The sequence below is a fragment of the Kitasatospora arboriphila genome (genome assembly GCF_039528095.1).
Classification (GTDB): domain Bacteria; phylum Actinomycetota; class Actinomycetes; order Streptomycetales; family Streptomycetaceae; genus Kitasatospora; species Kitasatospora arboriphila.
Map to the genome: position 1 here is coordinate 180,374 of NZ_BAAALD010000003.1, position 14,386 is coordinate 194,759.

The window sequence follows — 14,386 nt, forward strand, 5'->3', positions numbered from 1 at the left end:
CCCGAGGTCCGCGCAACGGAGGGACCCCGAGTCCTGCGGCCCGAGCCCTGCGGCCCGAGCGCTGCGGCCCGAAGCCCGGGACACGCGGAGGGCCCCGACCTGGTGCGGTCGGGGCCCCTCGTCGATTCACGGCGTGCGCGGCCGGGGGCCGCGCACCGCTCACTGCTCGGCGGCAGTCTCCTCGGCCTCGGCCTGAGCGGCGGCCTCGGCGGCGGCCAGCACCTCCTCGTCGACCGGTCGCGGCGGCAGCGCGGCCAGGTAGGTGGAGGCGATCAGCTGGCCGACGGCCGGGTAGGCGCCCAGCGGGGCGGCGCTCGGGCAGCCGGTCTCCTCGGCGGCGGTGGCCAGCAGCTCGGAGTCCGCCTCCGGGCCGATCACCAGCGGGGCGAGCGCCGGGCGCTCGGAACCGGTCGCCTTGAGGTGGTCGACCGCGGCGGCGACCGAACCCGGGACGTCGAGGGCGGCGTCCACCACCGGCACCGCGAGGCGCGCGGCGAGCAGCACGCCGGTGATCCCGGCGGCCGCGGCGGCGTCCTCGCCGCCGGAGACGGTCAGGACCACGCCGTCGGCGGAGGTGGCGATCGCGAACAGGCGGGCGCGGTCGGCGCGGGCCAGACCGGCCTCGGAGAGACGGACGTGCACGGCCTCGGCGAGCAGCGGGTGCGGGCCCAGCGGGTCGGTCACCGGAGAGCCGGCGGCCGCGGCCACCTCGTGCAGCTCCGTCAGGAAACCGTGCGGACCGGGGAGCAGCGGCACCACGATCGGCGGCGGCGCGCCGTTGCCGGCCGCCATGGCCAGCAGGTCGGAGACGGTCGGGGCGTCCTCGGACTCGGCCGCGAGGTAGCCGGCGGCGATCTCGATGCCCGGCTGCTCGCCGCGCACGATGGAGAGCAGCTCGTCGACGATCGGGCGGGCCTCGGGCCCGGCCGTGGCCGGGACGGCCAGCAGCAGGGCCGGGGAGCCGGCCGGGACCTCGGGGCGCTCGGGACGGCGGTGGCGCCCCCGCGCACGGGAGCCTGGCGTACGGACGGGCAGTGGCGCGCCCGGGATGGCTGCGGTGCTCATGGCGGAGATCGTAGGACATACCGGGGCCCTTACTGCAGTCGACTCCCGTGAGGGGTTGGTGGTGACGGCACAAGGTCGGACAAACACCGGCAAAGCGCTGTACGCACTGGTGTCCGGGTGCGTGATGCTCATCACAGTGGCCGATGTGACTGCGCGTAAAGCCCGGCGGCGAGCGTCAAGATCCACGGGACGCAGAGCAGCCCATACGTACGGTGATCGTTTGCCGTGACGTCTGCTCTGGTTTGACCTGCTTTGCCCGGCGCACGGTGCGGTTGTTCGACGCTACTGATGAGTCAGATGCACGCGCTTTGTCCCGTGCTGATGCACGTGCAGGCCAGCTATCATCACGTCAAGTGAGGCGAACGCCAGGCTCAGGGAGACAACGATGAGTGACACGTACAACGGCATGGCGGCTGCGGACCTCGACGGGGTCGTCTGGCAGAAGAGCCGGCACAGCAATTCGCAGGGCAACTGCGTCGAGTTCGCGGCCCTTCCGGGCGGCGAGGTGGCGATGCGCAACTCCCGGTTCCCGGACGGCCCGGCGCTCATCTACACCCGGGCCGAGATAGCCGCACTGCTCCTCGGCGCCAAGGACGGGGAGTTCGACCACCTGGCGACCTGACCGTCCGTCGGCCCGCCGCACCCGGTGGGCCCGGGTGTTCGGGCTTCCCGTTCCGGGGGCCGTCGTGGGGGACGCCGCGACGGCCCGGCTGCGTGCCCGGCCCCGTGCGGGTCCGAGGTCTTTCCGACCTCTCCTTACTGTCGGACCTCGCGCGTGCGGGCCGACCGCTCCGCGGCGCGGCGTCCGTGGACCGTCTCCCTGCGGTCGCGGTGCCCGCCCGTGCGGTGCGAGGTCGCCGATCGGGTCCCCTCCGCCCGACCCGCCCGTACCCTCCGCCCGTCCGAACCGGCGTCGCGGCCGTTGCCCGTCCTGGCCGGTTCCGGTCCGCGTCCGGTCCGGGTGGGGCTCGGTGCGGACCGGCTCAGACCGAGCGGTGCCGGCCGGTCCCGACCGCGGGTGCGGCCTCGAACAGCGCCCAGACGACCTTGCCCGCCCCGGCCAGCGGGTGCCAGCCCCAGGACGTGCTGAAGGAATCGACCAGGTGCAGTCCGCGGCCGGACTCCGCCACGAAGTCCGCCTCGCGCGCCACCGGACCCTGACTACTGGGGTCGCTCACCGCGCACACCACCTGCGGCGCCCGGTGCACCAGGCTGATGCGTATGGGGGTGCGGCCCTCCAGGCCCTGCGGGCGGGCCAGTTGTGCGGGCACCTGCGCCGTCGGGGCGCCGCAGCCGTCGGGCAGCGCGCCCACGGCGTGCCGCAGCGCGTTGGTCACCAACTCCGAGGCGACCAGGGCGACATCGTCGAAGAGCGAGTCGAGTCCCCAGTTCCGCAAGGTGGTCCTGGCGAAGTCGCGTGCCGATCTGACGGCTTCGTAGCGAGGGGCGAGGGTACAGCTGACCACGTACGGGTCGGCAGCGATGGCCGTACCGGTGCTCATGAAGAGCTCCTCCCATAAGGGGGCGGACACGGCGGGACCCACCCGGGTCATGCCGGTCACCTCCGACTCGCTCGGCCGCTCGGCCGCCCGCCGGTAAGCCCGCACCCGCACACGAACTCCCGGCCGCACAGGGGCGCGGCCGGGAGGGCATGTGGGGTCGCGCGTTCGGTCGACGCGAAGCCCGCGGAGTTGTCAGGTGCGTGCAAGTGCACGTGCACCATGGTCCTCTGCGCCCACTGCAGATGCAAGAGTCGATTCACGTGCAGTCGCATGTTTGGCATATGCAAGCGCCAGATGCACGTGCAAGATGGAGGATGTGATGCAGAAGTAGTAGATCGTTGCGCCACTACGGGCACCGAGCGCGCCCAACTGATGGCAGACTGTGCGCTGTTTGACCCGAGGTGGAGGTTTCCGACCGCATGACCACAGTTCAGCCCGGCGGGGGCTCGATGGTGCGCCGTATCCTCCTCGGCTCGCAGCTGCGGCGCCTGCGCGAGGGACGGGGCATCACCCGCGAGGACGCCGGCTACACCATCCGCGCCTCCGAGTCGAAGATCAGCCGTATGGAGCTCGGCCGCGTCTCCTTCAAGGAGCGCGACGTCGCCGATCTGCTCAGCCTCTACGGCGTCGACGACGCCACGGAGCGCGAGGCCCTGCTCGGCCTGGTCCGCGAGGCGAACAAGCCCGGTTGGTGGCACAGCTTCAACGACGTCCTGCCCGGCTGGTTCCAGACCTACGTCGGTCTGGAGGAGGCCGCCGCGCTGATCCGCACCTACGAGGTGCAGTTCATCCCCGGCCTGCTGCAGGCGGAGGAGTACGCCCGCGCGGTCTTCGGCCAGAGCCGCCCGGCGATCGGCGCCGAGGAACTGGAGCGCCGGGTCAGCCTCCGGATGCGCCGGCAGACCCTGCTGACGGAGGGTCGGAGCCCGCACCTGTGGGCCGTCATCGACGAGGCCGCGCTGCGCCGCCCGGTCGGCGGCCCGGCCGTGATGCGGGCCCAGGTGCAGCACCTGATCGACATGGCGGACCGGCCCAACGTCACCATCCAGGTCATGCCGTTCCGTTTCGGCGCCCACGCCGGCGAGAGCGGCGCCTTCTCCATCCTGCGGTTCCCCGAACAGGACCTGGCCGACGTCGTCTACCTGGAGCAGCTCACCAGCGCCCTCTACCTCGACAAGCGCGACGACGTCGACGCCTACATCCAGGTGATGGAGCGGCTCTGCGTCGACAGCCTGACGCCCGATCAGACCGTGGACCTGCTCACCTCGATCCTCAAGGAGCGCTGAGCCGGCGAACGCGGCAGAAGGCGGTCGGGCACCCCTCGGGTGCCCGACCGTTCTTTTCGGCGACACGCCTAGGACGTGCCGGACAGGCCGGGGTGGGCGACCGGAGCCGGTGACGGGCGCAGGCCGAGCGGGCGGTCGGCGAACGCCCGATCCGCATCGACCTCGTAGCAGAGGTTGGTGCTGGAATTCCCGAGGGTCGTGTCGACGAAGCGCTGGACGTCGCCGACGGACTCCGTCTCCCAGAGGCACGTCACGGCGGAGCCCCCGACATGCGGGTAGAACTGCAGCACCCGGGTGCCGTCCGGCGCTCCGCTGCCGCTCATGAGGGCCCGGCCACGGGAGAATGCGGTCTCCGGGTCGAGGATCGTGTGCTGGACCACGACGTACATGGGGAGTCCTCCTCACTGCCGGCCCTCCCCTTCGGACAGTTCGACGCTAGGTCCGCGGGGGCGGACACCGCGTCGCGCACATTCACCAATCCGGCACCGATCCGGTGCGGGGAGGCATGGTCAATCCTGGCCATCCGGCTCAGACCAGGCCGTGCTCCAGCGCGAAGGTGCTCGCCGCCGTGCGGGAGGTGACACCCAGCTTGCCGAAGATGTTCTGCAGGTGCCGGGCGACGGTGTGCTCGCTGATCACCAGGGCGACGGCGATCTGCCGGTTGGTCGCACCACCGACCACCTCCCGGAGCACCTCGACCTCGCGTGGCGAGAGACCGTAGCCGGCCGGCCCCGTGACCGGGTCCCCACCTGCGCCGGTGCCCGGGTGCGTGCCCGGTCCGCCACGGGCGAGGGAATCCAGACGGGCGACGTCCGGCCCGGCCTTGAGCCCGACGAAGACCGTGCGGGCCGCCTGGAGCTCCAGATCGGAGGTGTCGCCGTCACCGAGCGCACGGCAGGCGAGCGCCACCAGGACGCGCGCCCGCGCGGCCTCGTACGGCACTTCGAGCTCCTGCCACCCGCGCCACGCCCGCCGAGCCGCGGCGAGACCGGCGGAGGCGTCGCCCCCGGCCAGTGCCGCGGAGGCGACGCCGTACGCCGCCGCCGCGCGGAGCACGTCGCCGTCCTGGCGCTCCGCGACGGCCTTCAACCGGCGGGCGGCCTCGGCCGCGGCGTCGATGTCGCCGCCGGCCAGCATGATCTCGACGTACGCCGGGAGGAGGGCCGCCCGCTCCAGGTCCCGGGTGTGCTCGGACACGGCGCGGCGGACCGTGGCCGCTGCCGCCTCGCCGTTGCCCTGCGCCAACCGGAGCAGGGAGAACCCGGGCTGCGGCTCGAACCCGCAGCGGTTGGCCTCCCGGTAGGCGGCCTCGGCCTCGGCCGGGCGGCCCTGCAGCCGGTGGATCTCGCCCTGCCGGTAGTGGGCCTGCCCGCAGGCGATCCGGTTCAGCACACCCCGGGTGAAGTGTTCGGCGGCGCGGCGGGCCTCGTCGAGCGCGGCGGTCCAGGCACCGCCGTACTGCATCACCTCGGCCCGGTGCACGAGGCACAGTCCGTTGTGCGCGACCATCTGCGGCTGGCGCTCGCACCACCGGGTCAGGGCGCCCGTCCACTCGCGCAGTCGGCGCAGCTCGTACAGGTCGTGGCAGAAGCTGATGGTGTTGCAGTAGACGATGCCGCTGACGATCGGAGACAGCGCACCGGACTCGACGACCACGAGCGTCTCGTCCACCAGGCGAAGGCCCTCGTGCACACGGTCCAGGTTCACCAGGGCCCGGGCCTGTTCGTCGCGCGCCAACCACACCAGGTCGGCGTCGCCGAACGCCTCACCGGCCTCGGCAGCCTCGGCCGCCGTCGCGTGGCCGGCCTGCCAGTCGCCGCCGCCCATCTGGGCCAGCCACACGGGGATCAGGAGGTACCCGCGTTCGACGCAGTCCCGCCCGTCGGCCTTCAGGAGGCGCTCACCGAGGGAGAACCAACCGCTCGCCCGCGCGCCGTGGCCCCGGAACAGCATGCTGTGGCCGATCCACACCGCACAGCGGACGGCCCGTGGCACGTCACCGGCGTCCAGCCAATCCGCGTGGGCGCGCTCCAGCCGGGCCACGTAGTCCTCGTCGAGCCCGAGCATGTAGGCGGACCTGGCCAGCAGCTCCAGGTCGTCGGCGCCCACCGGTGCGGCTCCGTCGGCGGCGCTGAGGCTCTCGAAGGCCTCGCGCCAGGCCCCGGCGGCGTAACACGCACGGCCCCGGACGAGATCGCGGCTGGTGCCCACGAGCCGATTATCGACCCGCCGAACGAGGCCGACAGCCCCGAGCCGGCCCGGACGTGCGTGCCCGGGGGCAGGCCGTCACGCCCGGGTCGAGATCCCCCCGCGGACGGATGCCTGGGCGCGCTCGGGCGCCTCGGGCTGCGGCGGCACCCCCAGCTCCCAGGCGAGCCCGTAGCGCGCGAAGAGATCCGCGCGGATCGGGGCCAGCGGCGTGGACGCCCCCGGCAGCAGCACCCCGATGCAGCCGCCCATCAACGCGCTGCGCAGCACCGCGTGCTCGGCGACCGGATCCGGGGCGCCCCAGTCCTTCAACAGCCCCCGCAGGATCGCGCCCAACTGCCGCTGCTCCGGATCCTGCACGAAGGCGCCGACGTCCGGATCGAGGATCAGCGCCAGATGTGCGCGCATCACCCGCGGATGGTCCATGGCGAGACCGAGGACGGCGTCGATGGCCCGTGCCAGCCGTGCCTCCGGCGAGGAACCCTCGGGCATCGCCGCCAGTGCCGCGCCCAGCTCCAGGTGCATCAGGCGGTGGGTGGCGGACTGCATCAGCAGCCGTTTGCCGTCGAAGTAGTACGAGACCAGGCCGCGGGCGAGCCCTGCATGCTCCGCTATGTCACTGAGCGTCGTCCCTGTGTATCCGTGCTGGTCGACGAGCTCGACGGTGGCGCGCATGATTCGGCGGCAGGATCGCCGGCGCATCTCCTCATTGACCGATTCCCCGCGAGGTGCCATCGTGTCTGCTCCGAACGTTGACTGGCTCCGGGCCAATATACTGGCCGAGCCCGTCGCGGCGCGGCCGTATGCCCGGGCCCGGACGGCCTCGGCGGCAGCGCACGCAGCAGCGCCGGCTCCACCAACACGGGGGTTTGGTGGAGCCGGCGCTGCTGCGTTCCCGGCCCTGGACGGATGTCGATCCCGGCCGGTCGGGCGTCAGCGGTCGGCGAGCACCCTGCCCTCGGCGTCCTCCCCCTCGTCGGAGCCTCCGGCCGTGGCCGGCCCGGCAACCGCCCGGGGGATGTGCGCGGATATGGACTCGGCCGCGACGGGCGCTGCCGTGCGGCGGCGCTCCAGGGCCCAGCCCACCAGGGTCACCACCAGGGCGCCCAGCGAGACCGCCGTCACCAGCAGCAGCGCGGGCCGGTAGCCGGCCAGCTGGGCCTGCGGGCTCAGGCCGCCGTCGCTGCCCGCCGTGATCACGGCCGTGGCCACGGCCAGCACGATCGCGCTGCCCACCTGGAAGGCCGTGTTGACCAGGCCGGAGGCCAGCCCCTGCTCCTCGTCGTCGACGCCGTTGGTGGCGGCGATGTTGACGGAGGGGAAGGCCAGGGCGAAGCCGATGCCGAGCAGCACCATGCTGGGCAGCACCAGGCCGAGGAAGCCGGAGTGCTCGTCCAGACGCAGGAACAGCGCGTAGCCCGCGGTCAGGAAGCCGATGCCGAGCGGCAACAGGCGGGCAGTGCCGAACCGGTCGACCACCGCCCCCATCTTCGTGGCCGACAGCGCGACCAGCGCACCGGCCGGGAGGAAGGCCAGGGCCATCTCCAGCGCGGACCAGCCGAGCAGTCGCTGCAGGTAGAGCGTGGCGATGAACTGGAAGCCGGCGTACGAGCCGAACACCGCCAGCGCCGCGACGTTGGCCCGGCTCACCCCGCCGTTGCGGAAGATCCCCAGCCGGACCAGCGGGTGGGCGGCCCGGGACTCGATCAGCAGGAAGAGCGCCATCAGCACGGCGACCACGGCGAGCGAGCCAATGGTGCGGGTGCTCGCCCAGCCGGCGTTCTGCGCCTCGGTGACGGTGAAGACGAGCAGCAGCAGCGAGCCGGTGCCGGTGATCGCGCCGGCCGCGTCGTACCCGGCGGTGCCGCGGGCCGGTGCGGGCTGACGGGGGAGCAGTCGGACGGCCGCGCCCAGGGCCACCAGCGCGACCGGCACCGGCATCAGGAACGTCCAGCGCCAGCCGGCCGAGGTGAGCAGGCCGCTGAGCACCAGGCCGAGCGAGAAGCCGCTGGCGCCGCAGGTGGTGTAGATGGAGAGCGCCCGGTTGCGTGCCGGGCCCTCCGCGAACGTCGTGGTGATGATCGACAGGCCGGCGGGGGCGGTGAAGGCGGCGCTCACGCCCTTGAGGAACCGGGCGGCTATCAGCAGGCCGCCGTCGTCGACCAGGCCGCCGAGCAGCGAGGCGGCGGCGAAGACGGCGAGGGCGGCCAGGAAGACGCGCCGCCGCCCGAGCAGGTCGGCGGCCCGCCCGCCGAGCAGCAGCAGCCCGCCGTAGCCGAGCACGTAGCCGCTCACCACCCACTGCAGGGCGGAGGTGGACAGGTGGAGGTCGGTACCGATGGAGGGCAGGGCCACGCCCACCATCGAGACGTCGAGGGCGTCGAGGAAGAGGGCGGCGCAGAGGACGACGAGGGTGCCCCACAGGCGTGGGCTCCAGGCCCCGGTCGTCGACGGGTCGTCAGATGCGGTCGTCATGGCCACGAGACTACATGCACGTGCATTCAGTGCAAGTGAATTTAATGCGCCTGCAATAGATGTGCGGGCATGTGGTATCCTGGTCGGGTGGCTGAACCGGATCTCGCCCCAGAGTCCGCCCTCGTGTTCGAGTGGCGGGACGTCCTCGCGCGTCACGCCGCCGTCTCCTGCGCGCTCGACCGCACGCTGGGCGAGCAGTTCGGCCTCGGCATGAGCGAGTTCGAGGTGCTGGAGCGCCTCTGGGAGGACGAGCTGCGGGTCGGCCCGGGCAAGCTCCGGGTCCAGGAGATAGCGCAGACGGTCCACCTCAGCCAGAGCGCGCTGTCCCGGCTGATCGGCCGGCTGGAGAAGGACGGCCTGGTCGCCCGGGTCATGTGCGAGCTCGACCGGCGCGGGATCTTCGTGGCGCTCACCGACGAGGGCCGCGCCCGGTACCAGGAGGCCCAGCCGATCCACCGCGAGGTGCTCGCCCGCACCCTCGGCTGAATCCCCGACTAACCTCCCGGCCGGTCTTCCGGCTGATCTCCCCGTGGTCGGGGGCCCTCGTCAGAGCAGTGTGCCCAGCCCGGGCGCCATCGCCAGCAACACCACCGCGGCCGGGGCGGCCAGCGCCGCCAGCGTCAGCCGCAGCCGGTGGTGCACCGGCAGCCGCGGCTCGCCCGCCAGCAGCCGGTCCACCCGGCGCGGTGCCTGGGCGAGCTGCCTCGGCGGGCACGAGCCGAACACCGCGCGTCCGGCGTTGATCTCCACCAGTGCGAGCGCCGTGGTGATCCGCCCGTGCCGACGGGCGGCCCGGTCGTCCGCGGCCAGTTCCACCAGCTCGCCGACCTGGTTCCGGAAGGCGCTGAACACGCCCACCCCGGGGAAGCCGGTCGCCAGCGCCTCGGCGCACTGCGCGAGCCAGTGGTGCCGCGCGCGGACGTGGCTGCGCTCGTGGCTCAGCACCGCCGCCAGCTCACGGTCGGTCAACTGCTGCAGCGCACCGGTGGTCACCACCAGCCGGGCCTCCGGGCCGGGCAGCGACCAGGCCTCCGGACGGAGGTTCTCGAGCACCACCAGGCGCTCGCCGCCGCGCCGCTCGGCCGCCGACTCGCCCGGCAACTGCGGGGCCCGGTCGTCCAGTTGGGCGTGGCGCGCCTCGCGCAGCGCGCGGGCCGCGCGCACCTCGCGGGTCAGCGACACCGCGGTCTGCACCCCGCCCAGGGCCAGCAGGGCCGCCGTCAGCCGGCCCCAGCCCTCGGCGCCCGCGAGGCCGTAGGCCTCCTCGACGCCCGAGGGCGCACCCGTGAACACCGCCACGCGCAGCGCCGGCAGCGCGGCGGCACAGGCCAGCAACAGGGAGAGCACACAGCACAGCAGCACGGCCACCACGAGGGACTGCCAGGCGAGCAGCGCCAGCACGGGTTCTCGCTCGGGCCAGCGGGCCCGGGCCAGCAGGCCCGGCGCCACGGTGGCGAGCAGCAGTCCGAGCAGCAGCAGGCTCAGCAGGGCCGTCATGGCAGGGGCTCCCCCGAGGAGCGATCAGGAGCGCGACAGTGCGCTGCCCCCAACCTATGCTCCGTCGCGCCCCGGTGGAACGGCTTCCGCGGACAGGTGACCAACGACACCCCGTCAACACCGCGGAAGCCGTCAGAGCGTCAGGAGCATGGCGAACATCCCGATGCCCATCGCCACCCGGCAGGCCCGCACGGTGCCGCCCTCCACCACCCCTGCCGCGCCTCCCGCGGCCCCGGGCACGGACAGCAGCCGACTGCCCGCCCACAGCGTGTACCCGCCGAAGTAGAGGAGCAGTAGACCGGTCAGCGCCGGCAGCCCCATCGGCGTGCCGGTCGCTCCGGGGACGCCCGGCGCCGCGTGGTGCAGGTGGGCGGGGGCGGCCGGCGAGGCGGCCATGGCCAGCGCCATGTACGCCATCGCGAGCGCCCCGACCCCGTGGTGCAGGCGGTGGACGCGCCCTGCGCCCCCCGCGACCGCCCCCAGCACCAGGGCGCCTCCCAGCACGGTGAAGAGCCAGCCCCAGACCGCGCCGGGCAGTACGGCCATCCCGGCCATGCCGACCGCCATCGCCGCCTCGGCGGCGTCCGCCTCGCGGTGCGCCCCCGCACAGCCCGGGCGGCGCAGGCGCAGCGCGCACAGCGCGGCCGAGCCGGCGGCCAGCCCCGCCAGCATCCATGTGACGACGGCCGGACCGTGCACGGCGCCCCTCCCGACCGGTGCCAGCGGACAGTACGTCCACGATCACCGATCCGGGCGGCGGGCAGCAGGGCGCGCAGGGGGGCGCACGGAAGTGCCCGGCCGATCGGGGGCCGGACCGCACCCCGACGGGCGCCGCCGCTCCCCGGTGGCGGGGCCACGGCGGGCGCGGGATGGTCGGGATGCGGCGGCCTCCGACCCACTCCGGACCGCCCCGTGGGACGCCCCGGAGTGCCGGATCTCCCGCCGTGAGCCCCATACGCCGCAGGATTGCCCGGCAGACCCCCCTTGAACAGAAGAACCTTTCGTATCTATGGTGGGTACGTCGCAATACCTCCTGTCGAAGTGAGTCTCCGATGCAGAATCTTTCGCCGACGCTCGCCGTGGCTGGCGATGCTTCCGCCTCTCCGGCCGGCCACCCCGCCTGGCTCCGTCTGAAGGACGCGGTGGAGTCCCTCCGCCCGCTGCAGTCGAAGGACGGCTCCATCGACCTGTCCACCGTCCAGCGCGGCACGGTCGACCCGCTGGTCGAGACCGTGCTCACCTCGGTGCAGGAGCTCGCCCCGCTCTTCCCGCAGGACGCCGCGTACCTCGCCGCCGTCCAGGACGACCTGCGCAAGTGGGCCGACACCGGCTACCGCGAGCCCGACTTCCTCGACTCGCTGCTCGCCTTCCACCCCGCCGAGCAGCGCACCGACGGCCTGGACCACCTCGTGGTCTTCCCGATGTACACCCAGAACGGCAACCCGAACCGCAACCTCGAGGCCGTCCTGCTCAAGGTCGTCTGGCCGGACTGGCTGGCCGAGCTGGAGCGCGAGCGCTTCGACAACCCGATGTTCGTGCCGATCACCTTCACCGACTTCACGGCCGGCTACGACACCAACTCCGCCGTGCTCTTCCCGGAGACCGTGGCCGTCCGCCAGGCGCCGGAACGTTTCACCTGGGGCGGCATCTTCTGCGACCGCGAGGCGGCCCGCTTCCGCGCCGTCTCCACCAGCGCCGTCGAGCTGCTCGGCCTGGAGATCCCCGAGGACGCCACCGGCCTCCTCAAGGACCAGGAGCGCGCCCAGCAGACCTTCGTGCTGTGGGACCTCATCCACGACCGCACCCACAGCCACGGCGACCTGCCGTTCGACCCCTTCATGATCAAGCAGCGCAGCCCGTTCTGGATGTACGGCCTGGAGGAGCTCCGCTGCGACCTCACCGCCTTCAAGGAGGCCGTGAAGCTGCAGGCCGAGGGCTACGCCCAGGGCCGCGACGTCCAGTACGCGATCCTCTTCGACCGCATGTTCCGCTTCCCGGTCAGCGGCGACCGCGTCCGCAACTACGACGGCATGGGCGGCCAGCTGCTCTTCGCCTACCTGCACAAGCACGACGCGCTGCGCTGGCGCGACAACCGCCTCTCCATCGACTGGGACCGCGTCGCCGAGGTCACCAACCAGCTCTGCGGCGAGATCGAGACCCTCTACCGCGACGGCATCGACCGCCCGAAGACGGCCCACTGGATCGCCGCCTACGAGCTCGTCTCCCGCTACCTCACCCCGCACCCCGCCTCCACCTGGGCCAAGGGCGCCGAGGCGCTCCCGCTCGACATCACCGACGGCAAGGCCCTCAACAAGGCGCTCTGCGACGCGGTCAAGCCGGACGAGTTCCCCCTCAGCATGTTCTACGAGGCCCTCTCCAAGAAGCTGAGCGGCGTCATCGCCGCCACCACCGGCATCACCGGCACCGGTGTCCAGGGGGTCGCCGCGTGAGCGCCCGTCTCGACGACAAGGTGATCGCGGTCGCCGGGGCCAGCGGCCCCGCCGGCCAGGCCACCATGCGGCGCCTCGCCGCCGCCGGCGCCACCGTCATCGGCGCCGACATCGACCAGCAGCGCCTCGACAAGGCCCTCGACAGCGTGCGCACCACCGTGCCCGGCGCGAAGGTCAGCGGCCAGGTCATCGACCTGCTCGACCCGCAGGAGGTCCACGACTGGGCCGACCACCTGGAGGCCGAGCACGGCCACGTCGACGGCCTGCTCCACCTGGTCGGCGGCTGGCGCGGCAGCAAGACCTTCTTCGACTCCCGGATCGACGACTGGGACTTCCTGCACGACACCGTGGTGCGGACCCTGCAGCACACCTCGCTGGCCTTCCAGCCCGCGCTGGTCCGCAGCGGCGGCCGCTACGCCATGGTCTCCGCGGCCGCGGCCCACAAGCCGACCGCCGGCGGCGCGGCGTACGCCGCCGCGAAGGCGGCCACCGAGGCCTGGACGCTCGCCATGGCGGACTCCTTCGTGAAGGAGACCACCGCCGGGGACGGAACGCCCACCGCCGCGGCTGCCATCCTGGTGATCAAGGCCCTGGTCTCTCCCGAGATGCGTGCCGAGAAGCCGGACGCCAAGTTCGCCGGCTTCACCGACACCGCCGACCTGGCCGAGACCCTGGCGGGCCTCTGGGACCGCCCCGCAGCAGAACTGAACGGACAGCACCTGTGGCTGACAGCCCGATGACCATCGGCACCGACGACACCCGCACCGACGCGGTGCGGCACCACGACACCACCGTGCGCGGATTCGCCAGCGACAACTACGCCGGCATCCACCCGGAGGTCCTCGCGGCGATCGCCCTCGCCAACGGCGGCCACCAGGTCGCCTACGGCGAGGACGACTACACCGCCCACCTGCAGCAGGTCTTCCGCCGCCACTTCGGCGACCGGGCCGAGGCGTACCCCGTCTTCAACGGCACCGGCGCCAACGTGGTCGCCCTGCAGTCCCTGCTGCCGCGCTGGGGCGCCGTGGTCGCCGCCGAGTCCGCGCACATCAACGTGGACGAGTGCGGTGCGCCGGAGAAGATCGCCGGGATCAAGATCCTCACCGTCCCCACCCCGGACGGCAAGCTCACCCCCGAGCTGATCGACCAGCAGGCCTGGGGCTGGGACGACGAGCACCGCGCCCAGCCGCTGGCGGTCTCGCTGACCCAGAGCACCGAGCTCGGCACCGTGTACACGGTCGACGAGGTCAAGGCCATCTGCGACCACGCCCACGAGCACGGCATGCTCGTGCACATGGACGGCTCGCGGCTCGCCAACGCCGCCGCCACCCTGGGCGTGCCGTTCCGGGACTTCACCACCGACGCCGGTGTAGACGTGCTGTCCTACGGCGGCACCAAGAACGGCCTGATGCTGGGCGAGGTCGTCGTCGTGCTCAACCCCGAGCGCGTCCGCAACCTGAAGTTCCTGCGCAAGATGTCGATGCAGCTCGCCTCGAAGATGCGCTTCGTCTCGGTGCAGTTCGAGGCGCTGCTGGCCGGAGACCTGTACCTGCGCAACGCCGGCCACGCCAACGCGATGGCCAAGCGCCTGGAGCAGGCCGTCACCGGCATCGACGGCGTGACGGTCGTCCGCCCGGTCCAGGCGAACGCGGTCTTCGCGATCCTCCCGCGGGAGGTCAGCGAGCGGCTGCAGAAGCGCTACCGCTTCTACTTCTGGAACGAGCACACCGGCGAGGTCCGCTGGATGGCGTCCTTCGACACCAGCGAGGCCGACATCGACGCGTTCGCCGCGGCGATCGCCGAGGAGATGGGCCGGGTCTGACCCGACCGCCTGTCCGGTACAGCAGTACGGCCCCGGCGCGGGGGGGCCGCGCCCGGGCCGGGCGCGCTGTTTCCGCCGCGT

At 72.9% G+C, this 14,386-nt stretch carries 14 protein-coding genes; 6 read left to right on the forward strand and 8 right to left on the reverse strand.

Annotated elements, in window-relative coordinates; translation table 11 throughout:
* Window positions 1-159: 159 nt before the first annotated feature.
* Complete coding sequence (locus ABD353_RS03110; protein WP_344621861.1) at window positions 160-1,065, reverse strand: sirohydrochlorin chelatase family protein; 906 nt, start codon at window positions 1,063-1,065, stop codon at window positions 160-162.
* A gap of 385 nt (window positions 1,066-1,450) precedes the next feature.
* On the opposite strand from ABD353_RS03110, the gene ABD353_RS03115 reads away from it, so the two are divergent.
* A complete protein-coding gene (locus tag ABD353_RS03115) occupies window positions 1,451-1,687 on the forward strand; it encodes a DUF397 domain-containing protein (RefSeq protein WP_344621862.1) in 237 nt (78 codons plus the stop codon).
* A 361-nt stretch (window positions 1,688-2,048) separates the two neighbouring features.
* Here the strand turns inward: ABD353_RS03115 and ABD353_RS03120 are convergent, their stop codons facing one another.
* The gene (locus ABD353_RS03120) at window positions 2,049-2,567 is read right to left on the reverse strand and encodes an ATP-binding protein (RefSeq protein WP_344621863.1); all 519 of its coding nucleotides are present in this window, start codon (window positions 2,565-2,567) and stop codon (window positions 2,049-2,051) included.
* 419 nt (window positions 2,568-2,986) lie between these two features.
* Here ABD353_RS03120 and ABD353_RS03125 point away from each other — a divergent pair, with 419 nt between their 5' ends.
* Window positions 2,987-3,853, forward strand: a complete 867-nt coding sequence (locus ABD353_RS03125) for a helix-turn-helix domain-containing protein (protein ID WP_344621864.1) — start codon at window positions 2,987-2,989, stop codon at window positions 3,851-3,853.
* A 68-nt stretch (window positions 3,854-3,921) separates the two neighbouring features.
* Here ABD353_RS03125 and ABD353_RS03130 read toward each other — a convergent pair whose 3' ends face one another.
* The 4 genes from ABD353_RS03130 to ABD353_RS03145 all read right to left on the reverse strand — a co-directional run bounded on the left by ABD353_RS03130 (window position 3,922) and on the right by ABD353_RS03145 (window position 8,536).
* A complete protein-coding gene (locus ABD353_RS03130; RefSeq protein ID WP_344621865.1) occupies window positions 3,922-4,242 on the reverse strand; it encodes a hypothetical protein in 321 nt (106 codons plus the stop codon).
* 139 nt (window positions 4,243-4,381) lie between these two features.
* Window positions 4,382-6,064: a helix-turn-helix transcriptional regulator gene (locus tag ABD353_RS03135; RefSeq protein WP_344621866.1), complete on the reverse strand. Its 1,683-nt coding sequence runs from the start codon at window positions 6,062-6,064 to the stop codon at window positions 4,382-4,384.
* A gap of 75 nt (window positions 6,065-6,139) precedes the next feature.
* On the reverse strand, window positions 6,140-6,736 hold the full coding sequence (locus ABD353_RS03140) for a TetR/AcrR family transcriptional regulator (RefSeq protein ID WP_344621867.1): 597 nt from the start codon (window positions 6,734-6,736) through the stop codon (window positions 6,140-6,142).
* Window positions 6,737-6,994: 258 nt separating this feature from the next.
* Window positions 6,995-8,536 (reverse strand): MFS transporter, encoded by a 1,542-nt coding sequence (locus ABD353_RS03145; protein WP_344621868.1) that lies wholly within the window; start codon window positions 8,534-8,536, stop codon window positions 6,995-6,997.
* Window positions 8,537-8,623: 87 nt separating this feature from the next.
* Between ABD353_RS03145 and ABD353_RS03150 the strand changes: the two genes are divergently transcribed.
* Window positions 8,624-9,022, forward strand: coding sequence for a MarR family winged helix-turn-helix transcriptional regulator (locus ABD353_RS03150; protein WP_344621869.1), 399 nt, complete (start codon window positions 8,624-8,626; stop codon window positions 9,020-9,022).
* 60 nt (window positions 9,023-9,082) lie between these two features.
* On the opposite strand, the gene ABD353_RS03155 is transcribed toward ABD353_RS03150, so the two are convergent.
* Both ABD353_RS03155 and ABD353_RS03160 read right to left on the reverse strand, forming a co-directional pair.
* Window positions 9,083-10,033 carry a M56 family metallopeptidase gene (locus ABD353_RS03155; RefSeq protein WP_344621870.1) on the reverse strand — a complete coding sequence of 317 codons (951 nt, stop codon included), beginning with the start codon at window positions 10,031-10,033 and terminating at the stop codon, window positions 9,083-9,085.
* A 132-nt stretch (window positions 10,034-10,165) separates the two neighbouring features.
* Window positions 10,166-10,732, reverse strand: a complete 567-nt coding sequence (locus ABD353_RS03160; RefSeq protein ID WP_344621871.1) for a DUF5134 domain-containing protein — start codon at window positions 10,730-10,732, stop codon at window positions 10,166-10,168.
* Window positions 10,733-11,085: 353 nt separating this feature from the next.
* Here ABD353_RS03160 and ABD353_RS03165 point away from each other — a divergent pair, with 353 nt between their 5' ends.
* From ABD353_RS03165 to ABD353_RS03175, 3 genes are read left to right on the forward strand one after another with little or no spacing between them, the layout of a single operon-like run.
* On the forward strand, window positions 11,086-12,483 hold the full coding sequence (locus tag ABD353_RS03165; RefSeq protein WP_344621872.1) for a DUF6421 family protein: 1,398 nt from the start codon (window positions 11,086-11,088) through the stop codon (window positions 12,481-12,483).
* Complete coding sequence (locus ABD353_RS03170) at window positions 12,480-13,223, forward strand: SDR family NAD(P)-dependent oxidoreductase (protein ID WP_030272023.1); 744 nt, start codon at window positions 12,480-12,482, stop codon at window positions 13,221-13,223. Before ABD353_RS03165 ends, ABD353_RS03170 begins: the two co-directional genes overlap by 4 nt.
* Entirely contained in the window at window positions 13,220-14,305 is a 1,086-nt protein-coding gene (locus tag ABD353_RS03175; RefSeq protein ID WP_344621892.1) for a threonine aldolase family protein, read from the forward strand. The genes ABD353_RS03170 and ABD353_RS03175 overlap by 4 nt, the downstream gene beginning before the upstream one ends.
* Window positions 14,306-14,386: the final 81 nt, after the last annotated feature.

Bases quoted from the DNA above. Each gene is read 5' to 3' on its own strand.
- ABD353_RS03110 (WP_344621861.1), bottom strand. From the start codon at position 1,065: ATGAGCACCGCAGCCATCCCGGGCGCGCCACTGCCCGTCCGTACGCCA.
- ABD353_RS03115 (WP_344621862.1), top strand. From the start codon at position 1,451: ATGAGTGACACGTACAACGGCATGGCGGCTGCGGACCTCGACGGGGTC.
- ABD353_RS03120 (WP_344621863.1), bottom strand. From the start codon at position 2,567: ATGAGCACCGGTACGGCCATCGCTGCCGACCCGTACGTGGTCAGCTGT.
- ABD353_RS03125 (WP_344621864.1), top strand. From the start codon at position 2,987: ATGACCACAGTTCAGCCCGGCGGGGGCTCGATGGTGCGCCGTATCCTC.
- ABD353_RS03130 (WP_344621865.1), bottom strand. From the start codon at position 4,242: ATGTACGTCGTGGTCCAGCACACGATCCTCGACCCGGAGACCGCATTC.
- ABD353_RS03140 (WP_344621867.1), bottom strand. From the start codon at position 6,736: ATGCGCGCCACCGTCGAGCTCGTCGACCAGCACGGATACACAGGGACG.
- ABD353_RS03145 (WP_344621868.1), bottom strand. From the start codon at position 8,536: ATGACGACCGCATCTGACGACCCGTCGACGACCGGGGCCTGGAGCCCA.
- ABD353_RS03155 (WP_344621870.1), bottom strand. From the start codon at position 10,033: ATGACGGCCCTGCTGAGCCTGCTGCTGCTCGGACTGCTGCTCGCCACC.
- ABD353_RS03165 (WP_344621872.1), top strand. From the start codon at position 11,086: ATGCAGAATCTTTCGCCGACGCTCGCCGTGGCTGGCGATGCTTCCGCC.
- ABD353_RS03175 (WP_344621892.1), top strand. From the start codon at position 13,220: ATGACCATCGGCACCGACGACACCCGCACCGACGCGGTGCGGCACCAC.